The sequence below is a fragment of the Pseudomonas pseudonitroreducens genome (assembly GCF_021603645.1).
GTDB lineage: Bacteria > Pseudomonadota > Gammaproteobacteria > Pseudomonadales > Pseudomonadaceae > Pseudomonas > Pseudomonas pseudonitroreducens.
In genome coordinates, this window is the sequence record NZ_BQHJ01000010.1 from 158,149 (window position 1) to 177,435 (window position 19,287).

Annotated in this window: 17 protein-coding genes; 10 read left to right on the plus strand and 7 right to left on the minus strand. The window is 65.7% G+C overall.

Features of this window, described 5'->3' with window-relative positions:
• Positions 1 to 484 precede the first annotated feature (484 nt).
• From rarD to L6D89_RS23410, 6 genes are all read right to left on the minus strand, one after another.
• Complete coding sequence (gene rarD / locus L6D89_RS23385; protein WP_236172671.1) at positions 485 to 1,372, minus strand: EamA family transporter RarD; 888 nt, start codon at positions 1,370 to 1,372, stop codon at positions 485 to 487.
• Between the two features lie 250 nt (positions 1,373 to 1,622).
• Positions 1,623 to 2,597, minus strand: coding sequence for a serine/threonine protein kinase (locus tag L6D89_RS23390; RefSeq protein ID WP_236201330.1), 975 nt, complete (start codon positions 2,595 to 2,597; stop codon positions 1,623 to 1,625).
• Between the two features lie 68 nt (positions 2,598 to 2,665).
• The gene (locus L6D89_RS23395; RefSeq protein WP_236201331.1) at positions 2,666 to 3,046 is read right to left on the minus strand and encodes a substrate-binding domain-containing protein; all 381 of its coding nucleotides are present in this window, start codon (positions 3,044 to 3,046) and stop codon (positions 2,666 to 2,668) included.
• Between the two features lie 103 nt (positions 3,047 to 3,149).
• Entirely contained in the window at positions 3,150 to 3,914 is a 765-nt protein-coding gene (locus tag L6D89_RS23400; protein WP_236201332.1) for a TOBE domain-containing protein, read from the minus strand.
• 93 nt (positions 3,915 to 4,007) lie between these two features.
• Positions 4,008 to 4,730 carry a ComF family protein gene (locus L6D89_RS23405; RefSeq protein ID WP_236201333.1) on the minus strand — a complete coding sequence of 241 codons (723 nt, stop codon included), beginning with the start codon at positions 4,728 to 4,730 and terminating at the stop codon, positions 4,008 to 4,010.
• Between the two features lie 38 nt (positions 4,731 to 4,768).
• Complete coding sequence (locus tag L6D89_RS23410; RefSeq protein ID WP_236172666.1) at positions 4,769 to 5,062, minus strand: hypothetical protein; 294 nt, start codon at positions 5,060 to 5,062, stop codon at positions 4,769 to 4,771.
• A 242-nt stretch (positions 5,063 to 5,304) separates the two neighbouring features.
• Between L6D89_RS23410 and bioB the strand changes: the two genes are divergently transcribed.
• The 10 genes from bioB to L6D89_RS23460 all read left to right on the plus strand — a co-directional run bounded on the left by bioB (position 5,305) and on the right by L6D89_RS23460 (position 17,823).
• Entirely contained in the window at positions 5,305 to 6,363 is a 1,059-nt protein-coding gene (gene bioB, locus L6D89_RS23415; RefSeq protein WP_045212783.1) for a biotin synthase BioB, read from the plus strand.
• Positions 6,364 to 6,501: 138 nt separating this feature from the next.
• Positions 6,502 to 7,707: an 8-amino-7-oxononanoate synthase gene (gene bioF, locus L6D89_RS23420; protein WP_236201334.1), complete on the plus strand. Its 1,206-nt coding sequence runs from the start codon at positions 6,502 to 6,504 to the stop codon at positions 7,705 to 7,707.
• A complete protein-coding gene (locus L6D89_RS23425; RefSeq protein WP_236201335.1) occupies positions 7,700 to 8,425 on the plus strand; it encodes an alpha/beta fold hydrolase in 726 nt (241 codons plus the stop codon). The genes bioF and L6D89_RS23425 overlap by 8 nt, the downstream gene beginning before the upstream one ends.
• On the plus strand, positions 8,418 to 9,224 hold the full coding sequence (gene bioC, locus L6D89_RS23430; protein ID WP_236201336.1) for a malonyl-ACP O-methyltransferase BioC: 807 nt from the start codon (positions 8,418 to 8,420) through the stop codon (positions 9,222 to 9,224). The genes L6D89_RS23425 and bioC overlap by 8 nt, the downstream gene beginning before the upstream one ends.
• Before the next feature lie 86 nt (positions 9,225 to 9,310).
• Complete coding sequence (gene bioD / locus L6D89_RS23435; RefSeq protein WP_236201337.1) at positions 9,311 to 9,994, plus strand: dethiobiotin synthase; 684 nt, start codon at positions 9,311 to 9,313, stop codon at positions 9,992 to 9,994.
• Positions 9,995 to 10,066: 72 nt separating this feature from the next.
• Positions 10,067 to 10,303: a hypothetical protein gene (locus tag L6D89_RS23440; RefSeq protein WP_236172660.1), complete on the plus strand. Its 237-nt coding sequence runs from the start codon at positions 10,067 to 10,069 to the stop codon at positions 10,301 to 10,303.
• Positions 10,304 to 10,613: 310 nt separating this feature from the next.
• The gene (locus L6D89_RS23445) at positions 10,614 to 12,419 is read left to right on the plus strand and encodes a phenylacyl-CoA dehydrogenase (protein ID WP_236172659.1); all 1,806 of its coding nucleotides are present in this window, start codon (positions 10,614 to 10,616) and stop codon (positions 12,417 to 12,419) included.
• Between the two features lie 165 nt (positions 12,420 to 12,584).
• Positions 12,585 to 13,865 carry a GGDEF domain-containing protein gene (locus tag L6D89_RS23450; protein WP_236201338.1) on the plus strand — a complete coding sequence of 427 codons (1,281 nt, stop codon included), beginning with the start codon at positions 12,585 to 12,587 and terminating at the stop codon, positions 13,863 to 13,865.
• 119 nt (positions 13,866 to 13,984) lie between these two features.
• Positions 13,985 to 15,781, plus strand: a complete 1,797-nt coding sequence (locus L6D89_RS23455) for an acyl-CoA dehydrogenase C-terminal domain-containing protein (RefSeq protein ID WP_236201339.1) — start codon at positions 13,985 to 13,987, stop codon at positions 15,779 to 15,781.
• A gap of 263 nt (positions 15,782 to 16,044) precedes the next feature.
• A complete protein-coding gene (locus tag L6D89_RS23460; RefSeq protein ID WP_236201340.1) occupies positions 16,045 to 17,823 on the plus strand; it encodes an acyl-CoA dehydrogenase C-terminal domain-containing protein in 1,779 nt (592 codons plus the stop codon).
• Between the two features lie 494 nt (positions 17,824 to 18,317).
• Here L6D89_RS23460 and L6D89_RS23465 read toward each other — a convergent pair whose 3' ends face one another.
• On the minus strand, positions 18,318 to 19,196 hold the full coding sequence (locus tag L6D89_RS23465) for a LysR family transcriptional regulator (protein WP_236172655.1): 879 nt from the start codon (positions 19,194 to 19,196) through the stop codon (positions 18,318 to 18,320).
• Positions 19,197 to 19,287: the final 91 nt, after the last annotated feature.

Consider the following 19,287-nt stretch of genomic DNA (forward strand, 5'->3'; position numbering starts at 1 on the left):
ATAAGTGTCTGTAGCCACCTGTTTCCGAGGCTTTCAGTGGGTTGATCGTTTTTTGTGCAGGGCGTGCGCTGTGAAGGGAGTGCCTCGGGCTTTCCAATGGCTGTGCACAAAAGCACTGGAAGAGTCTGTGGAGAAGCCGTTCATGGAACGCTACAGGTCACGCGGGGTAGGGCTTTGATGGGGTTGTCCACTTTCTGATCGGGTAGCGTTGATCCATCCCCATGAAGCGGGGATCAGCCTGTGGAAAAGCCGCGGGAATATCGCGGTAAGCCAGAAACCACTAGGTCTGCGCGATTCTGATCAAATAGTGATCGTGTTGCTGCGCGCAGCGAGAGAGTGTCGCGCTGGGAGAGGCACGGCGGGGCGGCTTGTGGAAGAAACGGCCGTTATCCCCGCATTCGCGGGATAGAGCTGTGGACAATCTGCGGGTGACTGCCTGCAAGCCACAGCTGGCGTGGTGTGCAGGCAGTGGATCATTTAATGATCAATCGCCGCGGGAGAGCCGGTACCAGATGTCGATGCTGTACACGACCAAGCCCGCCCAGATGCAGCACAGGGAAATCAGGCGCGTGGTGTCCAGGTGCTCGCCAAACAGCAGGATTGCCTGCAACAGCACCAGGGTTGGCGCCAGGTACTGCAGGAAGCCCAGTGTCGCGTAGGGCAGATGGCGTGCGGCGGCGTTGAAGCACACCAGCGGCACCAGGGTGATCGGGCCGGCGGCGGCGAGCCAGAAGGCGTCCTTGGTGGTCCAGAAGTCGAGATGCGCGCTGGGGCCATCGGCGAACAGCACCAGATAGCCGATCGCCAGCGGCAGCAGGATCCAGGTTTCCACCACCAGCCCCGGCAGTGCAGCCACCGGTGCCTGTTTGCGGATCAGCCCATAGAAGCCGAAGGTCAGCGCCAGCGCGAGCGACACCCAGGGCAGGCTGCCCAGTTGCCACAACTGCTGCGCCACGCCCAGCGCGGCGAGGCCGACCGCGACCCACTGCAGCGGGCGCAGCCGCTCGCGCAGGATCACCAGGCCGAGCAATACGTTGATCAGCGGGTTGATGTAGTAGCCCAGGCTGGCCTCGATCATGTGGCCGTTGTTCACCGCCCAGACATACACCAGCCAGTTGCTGGCGATCAGCAGGCCGCTGGCGGTGAGCACGGCGATGCGCTTGGGGTTCTCGCGCAGCTCGCGCCACCAGCCGGGGTGTTTCCACACCAGTAACAGCAGGGCGCCGAACACCGCCGACCAGATGGCGCGATGGGTGATGATTTCCAGGGCGGGAATGCGTTCGAGCAGCTTGAAGTAGATCGGGAAGAGCCCCCAGATGACATAGGCAGTCAAGCCCAGGGCGTAGCCCCGGCGGGGATTGGCGGTGGCCATGGAACATCCTTGGTTAGGCAGCTAATGAGTGGCTGCACAATTCTAGGGCGCTCGCGATGGCTTGTCTGTGTCGCTGCCGGGGTCGCTGCAGCCTCGCCGATGATTCTGCGTAACGTTGTCGTTACGGCAGAGGCGATTCTGCAGGAGCGAGCTTGCTCGCGAACCGCCAGACAGCGATTTCGTCGGCAAATACGTTCGCGAGCAAGCTCGCTCCTACAAAGAACACATTCGTCGCGGGCGCGGTCAGGGCTCAGAACAACCGCAACGGCTCCTCATCCAGCGCCGCCAGCTGCTCGCGCAGCACCAGCACCTGTTCGCCCCAGTAACGCTCGGTGCCGAACCAGGGGAAGCTCGGCGGGAACGCCGGGTCGTCCCAGCGGCGTGCCAGCCAGGCGCTGTAGTGCATCAGGCGCAGCGAGCGCAGGCCTTCGATCAGCGGTAGTTCGCGCGGGTCGAAATCGTGGAACTCCTGGTAGCCGTCCACCAGTTCGGAGAGTTGCCCCAGGCGCTCGTGGCGTTCGCCGGCGAGCATCATCCACAGGTCCTGTACGGCAGGGCCCATGCGGCAGTCATCGAGGTCGACGACGTGGAAGGTGTCGTCGCGGCACAGCAGGTTGCCGGGGTGGCAGTCGCCATGCATGCGGATGGGCGTGTATTTCACGCGGGCGTACAGGACGTCGACCTTCTTCAGCAGGTCGCGGGCCACCGACTCGTAGGCCGGCAGCAGGCTCTTCGGGATGAAATTGCCCTCCAGCAGCGTCGCCAGCGACTGGTGGCCGAAGTTCTGCGGCGTCAGCGCCTCGCGGTGCTCGAAAGGGCGGCTGGCGCCCACCGCATGCAGGCGGCCGAGCAACTGGCCGAGGCGATAGAGCTGGTCGAGATTGCCCGGCTCAGGCGCGCGGCCGCCGCGGCGGGGGAACAGGGTGAAGCGGAAGCCCGCATGCTCGAAGAGTGTCTTGCCCTCATGCACCAGCGGCGCCACCACCGGGACTTCGCATTCGGCCAGTTCGGCGGAGAAGGAATGCTCTTCGAGGATCGCTTCGTCGGTCCAGCGGCCGGGGCGGTAGAACTTGGCGATCAGCGGCTCGCTGTCTTCGATGCCGACCTGATAGACCCGGTTCTCATAGCTGTTGAGTGCCAGTACGCGGGCGTCGCTGAGAAAGCCGATGCTTTCCACGGCATCCAGTACCAGATCGGGCGTGAGGTCGGAGAAAGGATGAGACATGGCGACGATCCGGCAGTGGTAAAGCAGCCTAGTGTACCCAGTCCACCGTCAATGGGTGGGTAGTCGCCTCAGTGGTCGGCGCAGTGTTTTCTCAGGTACTCGACGAAGTCCGTGGCCAGTGCCCGGCGCTCGCCCTTCACCAGGGTCAGTTTCTGCATCGAGCGGGCCTTGCAGTCGAGCGGCTGCGCCTCCTTGTCGCTGCTGTGCAACGGTGTGAGCAGCAGGTCATACGGCGTGCCCTGGCGCACCTGTTCGGCCAGTTCGCCCTCGTCACCACCGATCAGCAGGACCTTGTTGCGGGTTTCGATCTGGTAGTGGTCCACCAGTGGTTCCAGTGTCGACATCAGTTCGTTGCTGGCGCCGACCCGCAACACGTCGGGGCCGGCCTGGCTGGCCAGTGGCAGGGAGAACAGCAACGGCAGGGCGAGGAGAGCGAGTTGGCGGCGCATGGTGGGAGCTCCGATTGGCCAAGGCCCCGCCCGACCCGGGCGGGACTCAGGCGGCCATTGGAGCGCGGCACGCTGTCGCGGGGCTTGATATGAGGCAGGGAAACTACAACGGCGTGCCGATGATCACCTGGGCCGGGGAGAACTGGGCGCGCACCGGCGAGCCGGGTCGCAGGCCGAGGACTTCGATGCGCTCGGGATCGGTCAGGGCGCAGAGCATCTGCCCGCTGGGCAACTGGATGCGCACTTCGCTGGGGCCGTCGTCCGCTTCGCGGATGTCATCGATGTGCCCTTCCAGGGCATTCAGCCCCTCCGGGCAGGGGATATGCGGCAGGTCGACGTAGAGCCAGCCGGCCTTCATCAGCGCCACCACGGGTACACCATCGACGAGCTCCAGCTTTTCGGTGCTCTCGCGGGTGACCCGGGCCTGGATGCGTGAGCCGCCAGGCAGCTCGATGCTCACCAGGTCGTTGAGGCCGGACGGCTCCACCGCACAAACACGCCCGTGCAGCTGGTTGCGCGCGCTGGTGCGCATCATCAGGCGGCCGATCAGCTCGAGATCGGCCTGGTGCTCGACGTGCTCGACGATGTGTTCGCGCAGGGCTTCCAGGCGCTGGTACAGCGCCAGCAGGCGCTCGCCCTCGGTGGTCAGGCGCGCACCACCGCCGCCCTTGCCGCCGACGCTGCGTTCCACCAGGGGGCGGTCGGAGAGGTTGTTCAGTTCATCGATGGCGTCCCAGGCGGTCTTGTAGCTCATCCCAGCGGCCTTGGCGGCGTGGGTGATCGAGCCGAGCTGGGCGATCTGCGCCAGCAGGGCGATGCGCTGCGGGCGGCGGGTAACGTGTTGGGTCAACAGGCTGAGGGTGGTCATGGGTTCGCGGGTGCTTATTGGTATGCAGGGAGGCTCCGTTGCTGGCGGGCAAAACGCAAGGGGCAGATGTCGGGAATGTGGCCCAACGGTCGTCTATTCCGGGGCTGGAGTGCGCGCCAGGCAATAGACGTCGACCCGTCGCGCTCCGGCACGGCGTAGCAGGCGGGCGATGCGCTCGGCGGTGGCGCCGGTAGTCAGCACGTCGTCCACCAGGGCCAGGTGCAGGCCTTCGACAGCGGCGCCATCGGCCAGGACAAAGGCGTTGCGCAGATTGCGCTTGCGCGTGGCGGCGTCGAGACCTTGCTGCGCGGGGGTGTCCTGAGTGCGGCGGACCAGCTGGTTATCCACAGGGAGAGCCAGTGGAGCCGCCAGCCAGCTCGCCAGCAGTTGTGCCTGGTTGAAGCCGCGTTGCCGTTCGCGCCGGCGCGACAGCGGCACGGGGATCAGCCGGTCTGGTCGCGGCAGTCCTTCCTCGTAGGCATGCAGCAGGTGGCGTTCGAGCAACTGGCCGAGCAGCCGCCCGAGTGGCGCATTGGCCTGGTGCTTGAAGCGGGTGACCAGCGCATCGACAGGGAAGCCGTAGCGCAAGGGTGTCTCGACGCGGTGGAAGGCCGGCGCGCGGCGCAGGCACTGGCCGCAGGTCTGCCCGGCAACCGGCAGGGGGAGGGCGCAAACTGTGCAGTGCCCGGCGAGCCAGGGCAGGTCGTCGTCACAGCCGGCGCAGAGCGGTAGCGCGGCCTGATCCGTCGCTCCTCCGCAGAGGAGGCATTGCACACGTGGGCGCCACCAGACGGGGCGCCATTGAAGCAACTGCATTCAGCCCCCAGGGACGGGGCCGTTCAGGGGTGGGTGGCTCAATGGATCAGCCAGCTCAATACCACCAGGCCCAGCACCGTCCAGATCAGTCCGCCGAAGATCGAGCGCCGCAAGAAGGCGCGGATGCCACTGTAGAGCAGCAGCAGGCCGATGAAGAGCAGGACGAAGCTGAAGATCGAGACGTCGATTCCCACAGCCCGTGCCAGGCCGTGGAAGAAGTCGTCCATGGCACGCCACAGGCCACCGAGCACGCCCGATAGCAGATCGACAATGAAGCGGATGGCCTTGCCGGCCATCTGACCGAGGCTGTCGAAGAATCCTTCTGTTCCCATCTGGGGATGACTCCTGAATGTTCTGCCTGATTGGAGCGGCAATTGGGCGAATCGGTTCAGCCGCAAGCCCAACGGGATCATCGCTATTGATCAATAAATAGCCACTTGTCGACCTGTGTCGCGAGAGTGGTTGACAGCGTCACAGCTCCACATATGATGCCTTGAGCCTGATTTCCCCGGTGGCGCGCCGCCGGGGCACCTTAGACAAGAGGCGCGCCCCGAAGCGTCGAAGGACTTTGCCGATGAGTGCCACCGCAGCCCAAGTAACCCGCCACGACTGGACCCTTGCCGAAGTCCGCGCCCTGTTCGAACAGCCGTTCAACGACCTGCTGTTCCAGGCGCAGACCCTGCACCGCGCGCATTTCGATCCGAACCGTGTGCAGGTTTCCACCCTGCTGTCGATCAAGACCGGCGCCTGCCCGGAAGACTGCAAGTATTGCCCGCAGTCCGGCCACTACAACACCGGTCTGGACAAGGAAAAGCTGATGGAAGTGCAGAAGGTGCTGCAGGCCGCTGCCGAGGCCAAGGCCATCGGCTCGACGCGCTTCTGCATGGGCGCCGCCTGGAAGCACCCGTCCGCCAAGGACATGCCCTACGTGCTGGAGATGGTAAAGGGCGTGAAGAAGCTCGGCCTGGAAACCTGCATGACCCTGGGCAAGCTGACCCAGGAGCAGACCCAGTCCCTGGCCGAAGCGGGCCTGGACTACTACAACCACAACCTGGATACCTCGCCGGAGTTCTACGGCAACATCATCACCACCCGCACCTACGGCGAGCGCCTGCAGACCCTGGCGTACGTGCGCGAGGCGGGGATGAAGATCTGCTCCGGCGGCATCCTCGGCATGGGCGAGTCGGTGGACGACCGCGCCGGCCTGCTGATCCAGTTGGCCAACCTGCCCGAGCACCCGGAATCGGTACCGATCAACATGCTGGTGAAGGTCAAGGGCACCCCGCTGGCCGAGGAGAAGGACGTCGATCCGTTCGACTTCATCCGCACCCTGGCAGTCGCCCGGATCATGATGCCGAAATCCCACGTGCGCCTGTCCGCCGGCCGCGAACAGATGAACGAGCAGATGCAGGCTCTGGCTTTCATGGCCGGCGCCAACTCGATCTTCTACGGCGAGAAGCTGCTGACCACCACCAACCCGCAGGCCGAGAAGGACATGCAGCTGTTTGCGCGCCTGGGCATCAAGCCCGAGGAACGCGAGGAGCACGCCGACGAGGTACACCAGGCTGCCATCGAGCAGGCGCTGGTGGAACAACGCGACTCCCAGCTGTTCTATAACGCGGCTTCGGCCTGATAGAGCCGCTCTTCTTCATGTAGGAGCGAGCTTGCTCGCGAACCGCCCAGCACCTGTGTGTTCGGGAAGCTTCTTCGCGAGCAAGCTCGCTCCTACAGGTCCTCGCCCTGGAGGACCACCGCCGACACGGGGTTGCGTATGCCTTTCGATCTCGCCGCCCGCCTGGCCCAGCGCCAGGCGGAGGACCTCTACCGCCGCCGCCCGCTGCTGGAATCGCCGCAGGGGCCGGAGGTGGTCATCGATGGCCAGCCGATGCTGGCCTTCTGTTCCAACGATTACCTGGGCCTGGCCAATCACTCCGAAGTGATTGCCGCGCTGCGTGCCGGTGCCGAACGCTGGGGCGTCGGTGGCGGTGCCTCGCACCTGGTCAACGGTCATTGCGGCCCGCACCATGAACTGGAGCTGGCGCTCGCCGAGTTCACCGGCCGCCCGCGCGCGCTGCTGTTTTCTACCGGCTACATGGCCAACCTGGGCACCGTCACCGCGCTCGTCGGCAAGGGTGACAGCGTGCTGGAGGACCGCCTCAACCACGCCTCGCTGCTGGATGCCGGGCTGCTCTCCGGTGCGCGCTTCTCGCGCTACCTGCACAACGATGCTGCCAGCCTCGCCTCGCGCCTGGAGAAGGCCGAAGGCAACACGCTGGTGGTCACCGATGGCGTGTTCAGCATGGATGGCGACCTTGCCGACCTGCCCGCTCTGTGCGCCAGGGCTCGGGAGAAGGGAGCCTGGGTGATGGTCGACGACGCCCACGGCTTCGGCCCGCTGGGCGCGACTGGCGGCGGCATTGTCGAGCACTTCGGGCTGGGCATGGAGGATGTGCCCGTGCTGGTCGGTACCCTCGGCAAGGCCTTCGGTACCGCTGGCGCCTTCGTCGCCGGTAGCGAGGAGTTGATCGAAACGCTGATCCAGTTCGCCCGGCCCTACATCTATACCACCAGCCAGCCGCCGGCCGTGGCCTGCGCCACGCTGAAGAGCCTGGAGCTGCTGCGCGCCGAGGGCTGGCGCCGTGACCACCTGAATGCGCTGATCGCGCGTTTCCGCACCGGCGCCGAGGCCATCGGACTGCGCCTGATGGACAGCCCGACGCCGATCCAGCCGATCCTCATCGGCGGCAGTGCCCAGGCGATGGCTTTGTCCGCCGAGCTGCGCCAGCGCGGCATTCTTGTCGGCGCGATCCGTCCACCCACCGTGCCCGCCGGTACCGCTCGCCTGCGCGTGACCCTGTCGGCCTCGCACAGCGAAGCGCAGGTCGACCGCCTGCTGGTGGCGCTGGCAGAGAGCTGGCAACGCGTGTCGTCTAGCCTTCTGGCAGAGATCGATGCCGAGGAGGGCGATGATGCGTGACCAATTGATCCTGCTGCCGGGTTGGGGCCTGGGCAGCGCGCCGCTGGAACCGCTGCGCGATGCGCTGCTGGAGCAGGCTCCGCACTTGAACGTGCAGATCGAGCCATTGCCGGCGGATGCCGATCCGAACGTCTGGCTCGACGAGCTGGACGACAATGTCGCCCACGATGCCTGGATCGCTGGCTGGTCGCTGGGCGGCATGCTCGGCGCCGAGCTGGCGGCGCGGCGCGGGGAATCCTGCCGCGGGCTGGTCACCATCGCCAGCAACCTCTGCTTCCGCCGCCGCGAGGACTGGCCGGACGCCATGGCCAACGACGTCTTCGAGGACTTCTTCGAGGCCTTCCTGCTGGAGCCGCATCTGGTGCGCAAGCGCTTCACCCTGCTGGTCAGCCAGGGCGCCCGCGACGCGCGTACGCTCTCGCGCCAGTTGCAGGTGGCGTTGCCACAACTGAATGCCGAGGCGTTGACCGCTGGCCTGCAACTGTTGGGGCAACTGGATACCCGCGGCGCGCTCGACCGCTATCCCGGCCCGCAACTGCACCTGTTCGCCGCCAACGACGCGCTGGTCCCGGCGAGCGCTGCCGAGGCGCTGCTGGGTTGGCTGCCGGATGTCGAGGTCAGCCTGTTGCCCGGTGCCAGCCATGGCTTGCCGCTGGAACAGCCGGACGAGGTCGCGAGCGCCATCCTCACGTTCATCCACGAGGGCGACGATGCCTGATTGCAGTAGCACCGGCCTGCCCGACAAACGCCAGGTAGCCGCCTCCTTCTCCCGCGCCGCGTCCACCTACGATGCGGTGGCCGAGCTGCAACGAGATGTCGGCAAGCGGCTGCTGGAGTTGTTGCCGGCCAGCGCTGCGCCGCAACGCTGGGTCGACCTGGGCAGCGGCACCGGGTACTTCACCCGCGCCCTGGCGGCGCGCTATCCACAGGCCCAGGGGCTGGCTGTCGACATCGCCGAGGGCATGTTGCGCCACGCCCGCGAGCAGGGGGGCGCGGAGTATTTCATCGGCGGCGATGCCGAGCGGCTGCCGTTGCGCGATGGTGCCAGCGATCTGCTGTTTTCCAGCCTGGCGCTGCAGTGGTGTGCAGACTTGCCGGCAGTGCTGGGCGAGGCGCGCCGGGTACTGCGTCCCGGTGGCGTGCTGGCCTTCAGCAGCCTGTGCATCGGCACGCTGGGTGAGTTGCGGCAGAGCTGGGAGGCAGTGGACGGTTTCGTCCACGTGAACCGTTTCCGCGCCTTCGAGCAGTACCAGCGTTATTGCGCCGACAGCGGCCTGGAGGTGCTGGAGCTGCGCACCGAAGACCGCGTCCTGCACTTCCCCGACCTGCGCAGCCTGACCCATGAACTCAAGGCGCTCGGCGCGCACAACCTCAACCCCGGTCGGCCCGACGGCCTCACCGGGCGCAAGCGGGTGCGCGCGCTGATCGCCGCCTACGAGCGCTTCCGTCAGCCCGAGGGGCTGCCGGCGACCTACCGGGTGGTCTACGCCGTCCTGCGCAAAGCCAATTCCGTGTAGGAGCGGACTCCGTCCGCGATGGCATCCGGCGCGAGGCGGACCTATCGCGGACGGAGTCCGCTCCTACGAAAGACACCGAGGAACCCATGTCCCACGCCTACTTTGTCACCGGCACCGACACCGAAATCGGCAAGACCACCATCGCTGCCGGCCTGCTCCATGCAGCGCGGCTGGCCGGGTTGTCCACGGCGGCTGCCAAGCCGGTGGCTTCCGGCTGCGAGCGCAGCCCCGAGGGCCTGCGCAATTCCGACGCGCTGGCGCTGCTGGGCGAGTGCAGCGTGCCGCTGGCCTACGAGCAGGTGAACCCCTTCGCCTTCGAGCCGGCCATTGCCCCACACCTCGCTGCCCGCGAGCAGGGCGTGAAACTGACGGTGGAGGCACTGAAGGAGCCGGTGCGTTCAGTGCTGGAACTGGGCGCCGACTTCACCCTGGTGGAAGGCGCCGGTGGCTGGCGCGTGCCGCTGGCGGGGGAGGAGAACCTCTCCGACCTTGCCATCGCCCTGGAGCTGCCGGTGATCCTCGTCGTCGGCGTGCGCCTGGGCTGCATCAACCATGCGGTGCTCAGCGCCGAGGCGATCCAGCGCGACGGCCTGCTGCTGGCTGGTTGGGTTGCGAACATCGTCGATGCGCAGACCTCTCGTCTGGAAGAAAATCTCGCGACCCTCGCCGAACGGCTGCCCGCGCCCTGCCTCGGACGCGTGCCACGCCTGGCCCGCGCGACTCCGGCGGCGGTGGCGGCACACCTGGACCTGGGTATCCTGGATTTGTAACCGAACCTTGGCCTGAGGCACGCCGTCTGCTTGAATAGTGGCCACTTGCTGCTTTGTTGTGGAGGCGCTGCGATGGAAATCTCCGGTAATGCTTTCTCTGCGGGCCTGGCCAGCGTCCAGACCGGGCAGCGCCGTGTCGACCAGGCCGGCAGCGATATCGCCAGCGCTGGCGCGCGCACGGCCTCCAGCGATGCCCTGAGCGACCACCTGGTGGACCTGCGCCGCGGCCAGCACGAAGTCGAAGCCGGCGCCAAGGTCATCCAGGCAGCCGACGAAACGCTCGGCACCCTGCTCGATATCCGCGCCTGATCGCGCCCCGACTCCTCCCCTGAATTCTCTGTGGTGGCCGGCTGTCCTCGTGACACGCCGGCCGCTCTGCCATGGGCTTTAATTAGCCTCAGGGCGGCATTGTCGATGCACCCCGTGGACGGCCCTGCGAGTGTGACCGGACGGTCGGTTTGCACGCTTGACAAGGGTATGGCGTAAACGTATGTTTCAAACGCCTGTTTGACTGTCGGGATGCGTGCGCGTACCGACTGGGCGGCCGGGAACGCTCCCGCACTGCGACCGCAGCAACCGGTCGCCCATTAACCAGAACCCTTCGTAGAGGTTTACCGCTATGCCTGATTACAAGGCCCCCTTGCGTGATATCCGTTTCGTTCGCGACGAGCTGCTGGGCTACGAAGCGCACTACCAGAACCTGCCGGGCGCCGAAGACGCCACCCCGGACATGGTGAATGCCATCCTCGAAGAGGGTGCGAAGTTCTGCGAACAGGTAATCGCTCCGCTGAACCGCACTGGCGACCTGGAAGGCTGCAAATGGAGCCCGGAAGGCGTCAAGACTCCGACCGGCTTCAAAGAGGCCTACCAGCAGTTCGTCGAAGGCGGCTGGCCGAGCCTGGCCCATGACGTCGAGCACGGCGGTCAGGGTCTGCCCGAATCCCTCGGCCTTGCGATCAGCGAAATGGTCGGCCAGGCCAACTGGTCCTGGGGCATGTACCCGGGCCTGTCCCACGGCGCCATGAACACCCTGCATGCCCACGGTACCCCGGAGCAGCAGCACGCCTACCTGACCAAGCTGGTTTCCGGCGAGTGGACCGGCACCATGTGCCTGACCGAGCCGCATTGCGGCACCGACCTGGGCATGCTGCGCACCAAGGCCGAGCCGCAGGCTGACGGCACCTACAAGATCACCGGCACCAAGATCTTCATCTCCGCTGGCGAACACGACATGGCCGACAACATCGTCCACATCGTGCTGGCCCGCCTGCCCGATGCCCCGCAGGGCACCAAGGGCATCTCGCTGTTCATCGTGCCGAAGTTCCTGCCCAACGCCGAAGGCAACGTGGGCGAGCGCAACGCCGTTTCCTGTGGCTCCATCGAGCACAAGATGGGCATCCACGGCAACGCCACCTGCGTGATGAACTTCGACGCCGCTACCGGCTTCCTGATCGGCCCGCCGAACAAGGGCCTGAACTGCATGTTCACCTTCATGAACACCGCTCGCCTGGGTACCGCGCTGCAAGGCCTGGCCCACGCCGAAATCGGTTTCCAGGGTGGCATCGCCTACGCTCGCGAGCGTCTGCAGATGCGTTCGCTGACTGGCCCGAAAGCGCCGGAAAAAGCCGCTGACCCGATCATCGTGCACCCGGACGTACGCCGCATGCTGCTGACCGCCAAGGCCTTCGCCGAAGGCAACCGCGCCATGCTGTACTTCGCCGCCAAGCAGGTCGACATCGTCCAGCGCAGCCAGGACGAAGAAGAGAAGAAAGCCGCTGACTCGATGCTGGCCTTCCTCACTCCGATCGCCAAGGCGTTCATGACCGAAGTGGGCTTCGAAGCCGCCAACCACGGCGTGCAGATCTATGGCGGCCACGGCTTCATCGCCGAGCACGGCATGGAACAGAACGTCCGCGACAGCCGCATCTCCATGCTGTACGAAGGCACCACCGGCGTTCAGGCGCTGGACCTGCTGGGCCGCAAGATCCTCATGACCCAGGGCGAAGCACTCAAGGGCTTCACCAAGATCGTGCACAAGTTCTGCCAGGCCAACGAAGCCAACGAAGCCGTGAAAGAGTTCGTTGCACCGCTGGCTGCGCTGAACAAGGAGTGGGGCGACCTGACCATGAAGGTCGGCATGGCCGCCATGAAGGACCGCGAGGAAGTTGGCGCTGCATCGGTCGACTACCTGATGTTCTCCGGCTACGCCTGCCTGGCCTACTTCTGGGCCGACATGGCTCGCCTGGCTGCCGAGAAGCTGGCTGCCGGTACCAGTGAAGAGGCCTTCTACCAGGCCAAGCTGAAGACCGCGCGCTTCTACTTCCAGCGCATCCTGCCGCGCACCCGCGCGCACGTTGCCACCATGCTGTCCGGTGCCAGCAACCTGATGGACCTGGCCGAGGAAGATTTCGCCCTCGGTTACTGATCAGCGGAGGGCGGTTCGCCGTCCGTCTGCTGAACAGGAAGGAGCCCGCCGCAAGGCGGGCTTTTTCGTATCCGATCCCACACAAATGTCCGCAGAAAATGCCATCATTACGCCACTTGCCGCTCGACTGACGGCGAGCCCGGCACCCACCTTGCGGAACCCCCTGTGCGACCCACGGCCCCCTACCGGCTCAGCCATTTCCTCACGCCCCTGTTGCTGATCCCGGCCGGCATCGCCGCCGGCTCCCTGGCCGAACTGTCCGACTTCTTCACCTCGCTGTTCAACGTCCTGCCGACCCTGCTGCTGTTGCTCGGCGGTGCGCTGTGCATGGTCTATGGGCGCCAGCGCCAGTTGTTCATGCTGGCGGTGGTGTACATCGCCTACTTCCTGCTGGATAACCAGGTCGACTATTTCCAGGCCCACCGCGTGGTGCGCCCGGAGGCGGCGCTGGTGTTCCACCTGTGCTGCGTACTGCTGCCGCTGCTCTACGGGATGTACGGCATCTGGCAGGAGCGCATGCACATGCTGCAGGACCTGCTGGCCCGCAGCGCCGCGCTGATCGCCGTGGCGGGCGTGGCGACCGCCTTGGCCAGGCGCTTCCCGCAGGGCCTGGCGGAGCTGCTCAGCGACACCTACTGGCCGGCCCTGCACGGCCAGTGGATGAACCTGGCGCAGTTGTCCTATTTCGGCTTCCTGATGGCGTTCATCGCCCTGGTTGCCGCCTACGTGCGCCAGCCGCGGCCGCTGCACGCCGCGCAACTGCTCGGGCTGCTCGGCCTGCTGTGGATGCTGCCCAAAGTGTTCATCCTGCCCCATGCGCTCACCGTGATGACCAGCCTGGTGATGCTCACCCTGGCCGGCGCGGTGGCCCACGAGGCGTATCAGATGGCCTTCCGCGACGAACTCACCGGCCTGCCCGGACGCCGCGCGCTGAACGAACGCTTCCAGCGCCTGGGCCAGCAGTACGTGCTGGCGATGATCGACGTGGACCACTTCAAGAAATTCAACGACAGCCACGGTCACGACGTCGGCGACCAGGTGCTGCGCATGGTCGCCAGCCAGTTGCGCCGCACGGGTGGCGGCGGCAAGGCGTATCGCTATGGCGGCGAGGAATTCACCCTGGTGTTCGCCGGCAGGACGGTGGAGCAGTGCCTGCCCTACCTGGAAGCCGTGCGCCAGGCCATCGAGGCTTATGCCATGCACCTGCGTGACCGTGGCAATCGCCCCAAGGACGACCGCCAGGGCCGCAGCAAGCGCACTGGCAAGGACGCGCAGACGGTCTCGGTGACCATCAGCGTCGGGGTTGCCGAGCGCGATGGCGAGCGGCGCAGCCCGGAGGAAGTCATCAAGGGTGCCGACGAGGCGCTGTACTCGGCCAAGAGCGGCGGGCGCAACCGCGTGGCCGTGCACGGGCAATCCCGTCGCGGTGCGGTACGTACCGCCTGACCCGGCCGGGTTATGACCGCGCATTCAGCATGTGCAGCGTGATTGTCCGGACGGTCGCGCGCCGTTAGGTTCGACGTTTCCGCGCCGCGCTGGCGCCCCGAACCGAACGGAGATTCGCGATGCCCGAGTACAAGGCCCCCCTGCGCGACGTGCGCTTCCTCACCGACGAAGTCTTCGACTTCACCGGCCGCTATGAAGCCCTCGGCGCCACTGACGCCACTCCGGACATGTTCGCCGCCATCCTCGAGGAAGGCGCGAAGTTCTGCGAGCAGGTGATCGCCCCGCTGAACCGTTCCGGCGACGAGGAAGGCTGCCACTTCGACAACGGCGTGGTGACCACGCCCAAGGGCTTCAAGGAAGCCTTCGCGCAATACGTCGAGGCCGGCTGGAACGGCGTTTCCAGCGATCCCGAATACGGTGGTCAGGGCCTGCCGCCGTCACTCGGCCTGCTGGTCAGCGAGATGATTGGCGCCTCCAACTGCTCCTGGGGCATGTACCCCGGCCTGACCAAGGGCGCGATGGCCGCCATCCATGCCCACGGCACCCAAGAGCAGAAGAACACTTACCTGCCGCGCATGACCAGCGCGGTCTGGACCGGCACCATGTGCCTGACCGAGCCGCACTGCGGCACCGACCTGGGCATCATCAAGACCCGCGCCGTGCCCAACGCCGACGGCAGCTACGCGATCACCGGCACCAAGATCTTCATCTCCGCCGGTGAGCACGATCTCTCCGAGAACATCATCCACCTCGTGCTGGCCAAGCTGCCTGACGCGCCGGCTGGCACCAAGGGCATCTCGCTGTTCATCGTGCCCAAGTTCAACCTGGACGCGAACGGCGAAGCCGGCGAGCGCAATGCCGTGGCCTGTGGCTCCATCGAGCACAAGATGGGCATCAAGGCTTCGGCCACCTGCGTGATGAACTTCGACGGCGCCAGGGGCTTCCTGATCGGCGAGGCCAACAAGGGCCTGGCCTGCATGTTCACCATGATGAACCACGCGCGCCTGGGCACCGGCATGCAGGGCCTGTGCCTCGGCGAGACCAGCTACCAGGGCGCCGTGCGCTACGCCCAGGACCGCCTGCAGATGCGTTCGCTGACCGGCCCAAAGGCGCCGGAAAAACCTGCCGACCCGATCATCGTCCACCCGGACGTGCGCCGCATGCTGCTGACCATGAAGGCGTTCAACGAAGGCAACCGCGCGCTGGCCTACTTCACCGCGCAGCTGCTGGACATCGAGCACCTGTCCCAGGACGCCGAAGAGCGCGAGCGCGCCGCCAACCTGCTGGCCTTCCTCACGCCGATCTGCAAGGCCTTCATGACCGAAACCGGCCTGGAAGTCACCAACCATGGCATGCAGGTGTTCGGCGGCCACGGCTTCATCCGCGAATGGGGCATGGAGCAGCTGGTGCGCGACTGCCGCATCGCGCCGATCTACGAGGGCACCAACGGCATCCAGGCGCTGGACCTGCTGGGCCGCAAGGTCCTGGGTAGCCAGGGCAAGCTGCTGATGGGCTTCACCAAGCTGGTGCACCAGCTCTGCCAGCAGCACGCCGAGCATCCGCAGCTGAAAGCCCAGGTGGCCCAGCTGGCGGCGCTGAACAAGCAGTGGGGTGAGCTGACCCAGAAGCTCGGCATGGCCGCCATGAAGAACCCGGACGAAGTCGGCGCTGCCTCGGTGGACTACCTGATGTTCTCCGGCTACGTGACGCTCGGCTACTTCTGGCTGCGCATGGCGCTGGTCGCCCAGCAGAAGCTGGAGGAGGGCGCTGGTGAGACGGCTTTCTACGAAACCAAGCTGGCCACCGCCGAGTTCTACTTCAGCCGTCTGCTGCCCCGCGCGCTGTCCCATGTGGCGGCGGCGGAAGCCGGTTCCGAGGTGCTGATGCGCCTGTCCGCCGAGCAGTTCGCCCTGTAATTCCTGGCCGGCCGGCGCATAACGCCTTCGGCGTTATGTGCCCTACGGGCTGGAGGCCTTGTGCCAGACAAGAAGGCCCGCCTCGCGCGGGCCTCCTCGTTTTTCGCTACATAACGTGACCAATCTATAGTTGTGCGGTCACTTCATGACGCTTAAAGTCTGAAAAGTTGTTGGAGTAAACTCCGGCGGCGTACCTTCGTGTACCTCCTATTCTGATACCGCTGGCTGTCTGATCAGCCGTCGTTTTCGTTCGAGGATCCATCATGGCTGACTACAAAGCTCCCCTGCGCGACATGCAATTCGTCCTCAATGAAGTCTTCGAGGTCGCCAATCTCTGGGCCGAACTGCCCGCCCTGGCTGAAACCGTCGATGCCGAGACCGCATCGGCGATCCTCGAAGAGGCCGGCAAGGTCACCGGCGGCGTGATCGCCCCGCTGAACCGCAGCGGCGACGAGGAAGGCTGCAGCTGGAGCGCCGAGGGCGTGAAGACCCCGGCCGGCTTCCCCGAGGCCTACCGCACCTACGCCGAAGGCGGCTGGGTGGGCGTGGGTGGCGCGCCGGAGTTCGGCGGCATGGGCATGCCCAAGGTGATCGGCGCCCAGGTCGAGGAAATGGTCAACTCGGCCAACCTGTCCTTCGGTCTGTACCCGATGCTGACTGCCGGTGCCTGCCTGTCGCTGCTCAACCACGCCAGCGAAGAACTCAAGGCCAAGTACCTGCCGAACATGTACGCCGGCACCTGGGCCGGTTCCATGTGCCTGACCGAGCCGCACGCCGGCACCGACCTTGGCATCATCCGTACCAAGGCCGAGCCGCAGGCTGACGGCAGCTACAAGATTTCCGGCACCAAGATCTTCATCACCGGCGGCGAGCACGACCTGACCGAGAACATCATCCACCTGGTGCTGGCCAAGCTCCCCGACGCGCCGGCAGGCTCCAAGGGCATCTCGCTGTTCCTGGTGCCGAAGGTGATGGTCAACGCCGACGGCTCCCTGGCCGAGCGCAACGCCGTGTCCTGTGGCTCCATCGAGCACAAGATGGGCATCAAGGGCTCCGCTACCTGCGTGATGAACTTCGACGGCGCCACCGGCTGGATCGTCGACGCGCCGAACAAGGGCCTGGCCGCCATGTTCACCATGATGAACTACGAGCGCCTGGGCGTTGGCATCCAGGGCCTGGCCACTGGCGAGCGCTCCTACCAGAGCGCCGTGGAATACGCCCGCGAGCGTATCCAGAGCCGCGCGCCGACCGGCCCCGTCGCCAAGGACAAGGCTGCCGACCCGATCATCGTCCACCCGGACGTGCGTCGCATGCTGCTGACCATGAAGGCGCTGAACGAGGGCGGTCGTGCTTTCTCCAGCTACGTCGCCATGCAGCTGGACACCGCCAAGTACAGCGAAGAGCCGACCACCCGCAAGCGCGCCGAGGAACTGGTCGCCTTGCTGACCCCGGTGGCCAAGGCCTTCCTCACCGACATGGGCCTGGAAACCACCATTCACGGCCAGCAGATCTTCGGCGGCCACGGCTTCATCCGCGAGTGGGGCCAGGAGCAGCTGGTGCGTGATTGCCGCATCACCCAGATCTACGAAGGCACCAACGGCATCCAGGCGCTGGACCTGATGGGCCGCAAGATCGTCGGCAGCGGTGGTGCCTACGCCAAGCTTTTCACCGATGAGGTCCGTGCCTTCACCGCCTCGACTTCGGCTGAGCTGGCCGAGTTCACCGGCCCGCTGAACGCCGCCGTGCAGAACCTCGACGAGCTGACTGCTTGGGTTCTGGATCGCGCGAAGGGCAACCCGAACGAGATCGGCGCGGCTTCGGTCGAGTACCTGCACGCCTTCGGCTACACCGCTTATGCGTACATGTGGGCGCTGATGGCGCGCGCTTCGCTGGGCAAGGAAGGCCAGGACGAGTTCTACGCCAGCAAGCTCGGCACCGCGCGCTTCTACTTCGCCCGTCTGCTGCCGCGCATCCACTCCCTGACCGCCTCGGTGAAGGCCGGCAGCGAGTCGCTGTACCTGCTGGACGCCGCGCAGTTCTAAGCGGTTGCGTATGAAAAAGCCCCGCCTCGGCGGGGCTTTTTCATGGGGATATTTCTTTTGAGAAGAAGGGTATTTCGAATCTTTGTAAGCCATGGCTTACAAACAGCGGTGGTGATCGGCGTCTATCTGACAAAGGCTTACAGCGGTAACCTTTCTCTCAGTCAGGACATTGCGCAGGAAGCGCCAACGACAATACGGAAACAAGGGAATCCACCATGGACGGTGGCTAGCACGGACGTCAGGATATCGGTCTGCAAAACCCCGCCTCGAAAGAGGCGGGGTTTTTTCTTTGCCTGTGATTTCCCCCTCGGTTCAGGACTCTGCCTTAGCGTAGGAGCGGACTCCGTCCGCGATAGGCTCGCAGCGCGCCGGAAGCCATCGCGGACAGAGTCCGCTCCTACGCGCGGTCGAACGTCACCGTAGGGCGAATAACGCGCCAGCGTTATCCGTCGCTGGTTGTCGGGACGGCGGATACCCATCACCCCTGGTGGCCGTCAAATCGCGCCGTCGAGCAACGAGCGCAACAACTCCACCGTCGGCTGCTGGCGCTGTGCGTCGCGGTAGACCAACCCCACGCTCAGCGGAATACGCGGCTCGCTCAGGGGTTTCCACAGCAGGTCCTTGTGCGCATGCATCTGCCGAGCGCGGCCCGGCAGCACCGTGGCAAAGCGGCTTTGCGGCAAGCTGTCGAGGATGCCGCCCATATGGTTCAACTCCGCCTGCACGCGTGGCCGCCGACCGATGGCTGCCAGTTGCTCCTGCCAGATCTGCCGGGCGCGGAATTCCTCACCGAGCAACAGCATTGGCAATTCCGCCGCCTGGGCCAGTGACACCTTCTTGAAGTCCTTCAGCGGATGGTCCGCGGGGATCACCAGTTGCAGTTCGTCCGGGTACAGCTCCACGCCGTGCAGCGCCGGTTGGCGCGGTGGCAGGAAGCCGATGCCGATGTCCAGTTGACCGATCAGCAGGCGGCGCTCGATCTCCACGCCGGAGAGCTCGTAGATGCGCACCTGCACATGCGGTTGCGCGGCGTGCAGGCGCTCCACCAGATGCGGAACCAGGCTCGCGTTGACCGTCTGCAGCACGCCGATGGCCAGGCTGCGCGCGCTCTGCCCGCGGAAGCCGCGCAGCGCCTCGCGGGCACGCTCCAGGCCTTCGAGTAGCGGCACCGCGTGGTTGTACAGCGTGTGCGCGGCGGCCGTCGGCAGCAGGCGCTTGCCGCTGCGCTGGAACAGCGCCACGTCGAGGTTCTGCTCCAACTGGCGGATCTGCTGCGACAGCGCCGGCTGGGAAATCGCCAGGCGTTCGGCAGCGCGCCCGACATGGCCTTCCTCGTAGAGCGCGACGAAATAGCGGAGCTGGCGGAAATCCATAAGGTCTGCTTATCAACGAAACTGGAAAATCGAAATGGAGTGTTCCCCATCCAGGCCACTACTCTAGCGCTTGTCCGCTGTCTCAGATGGG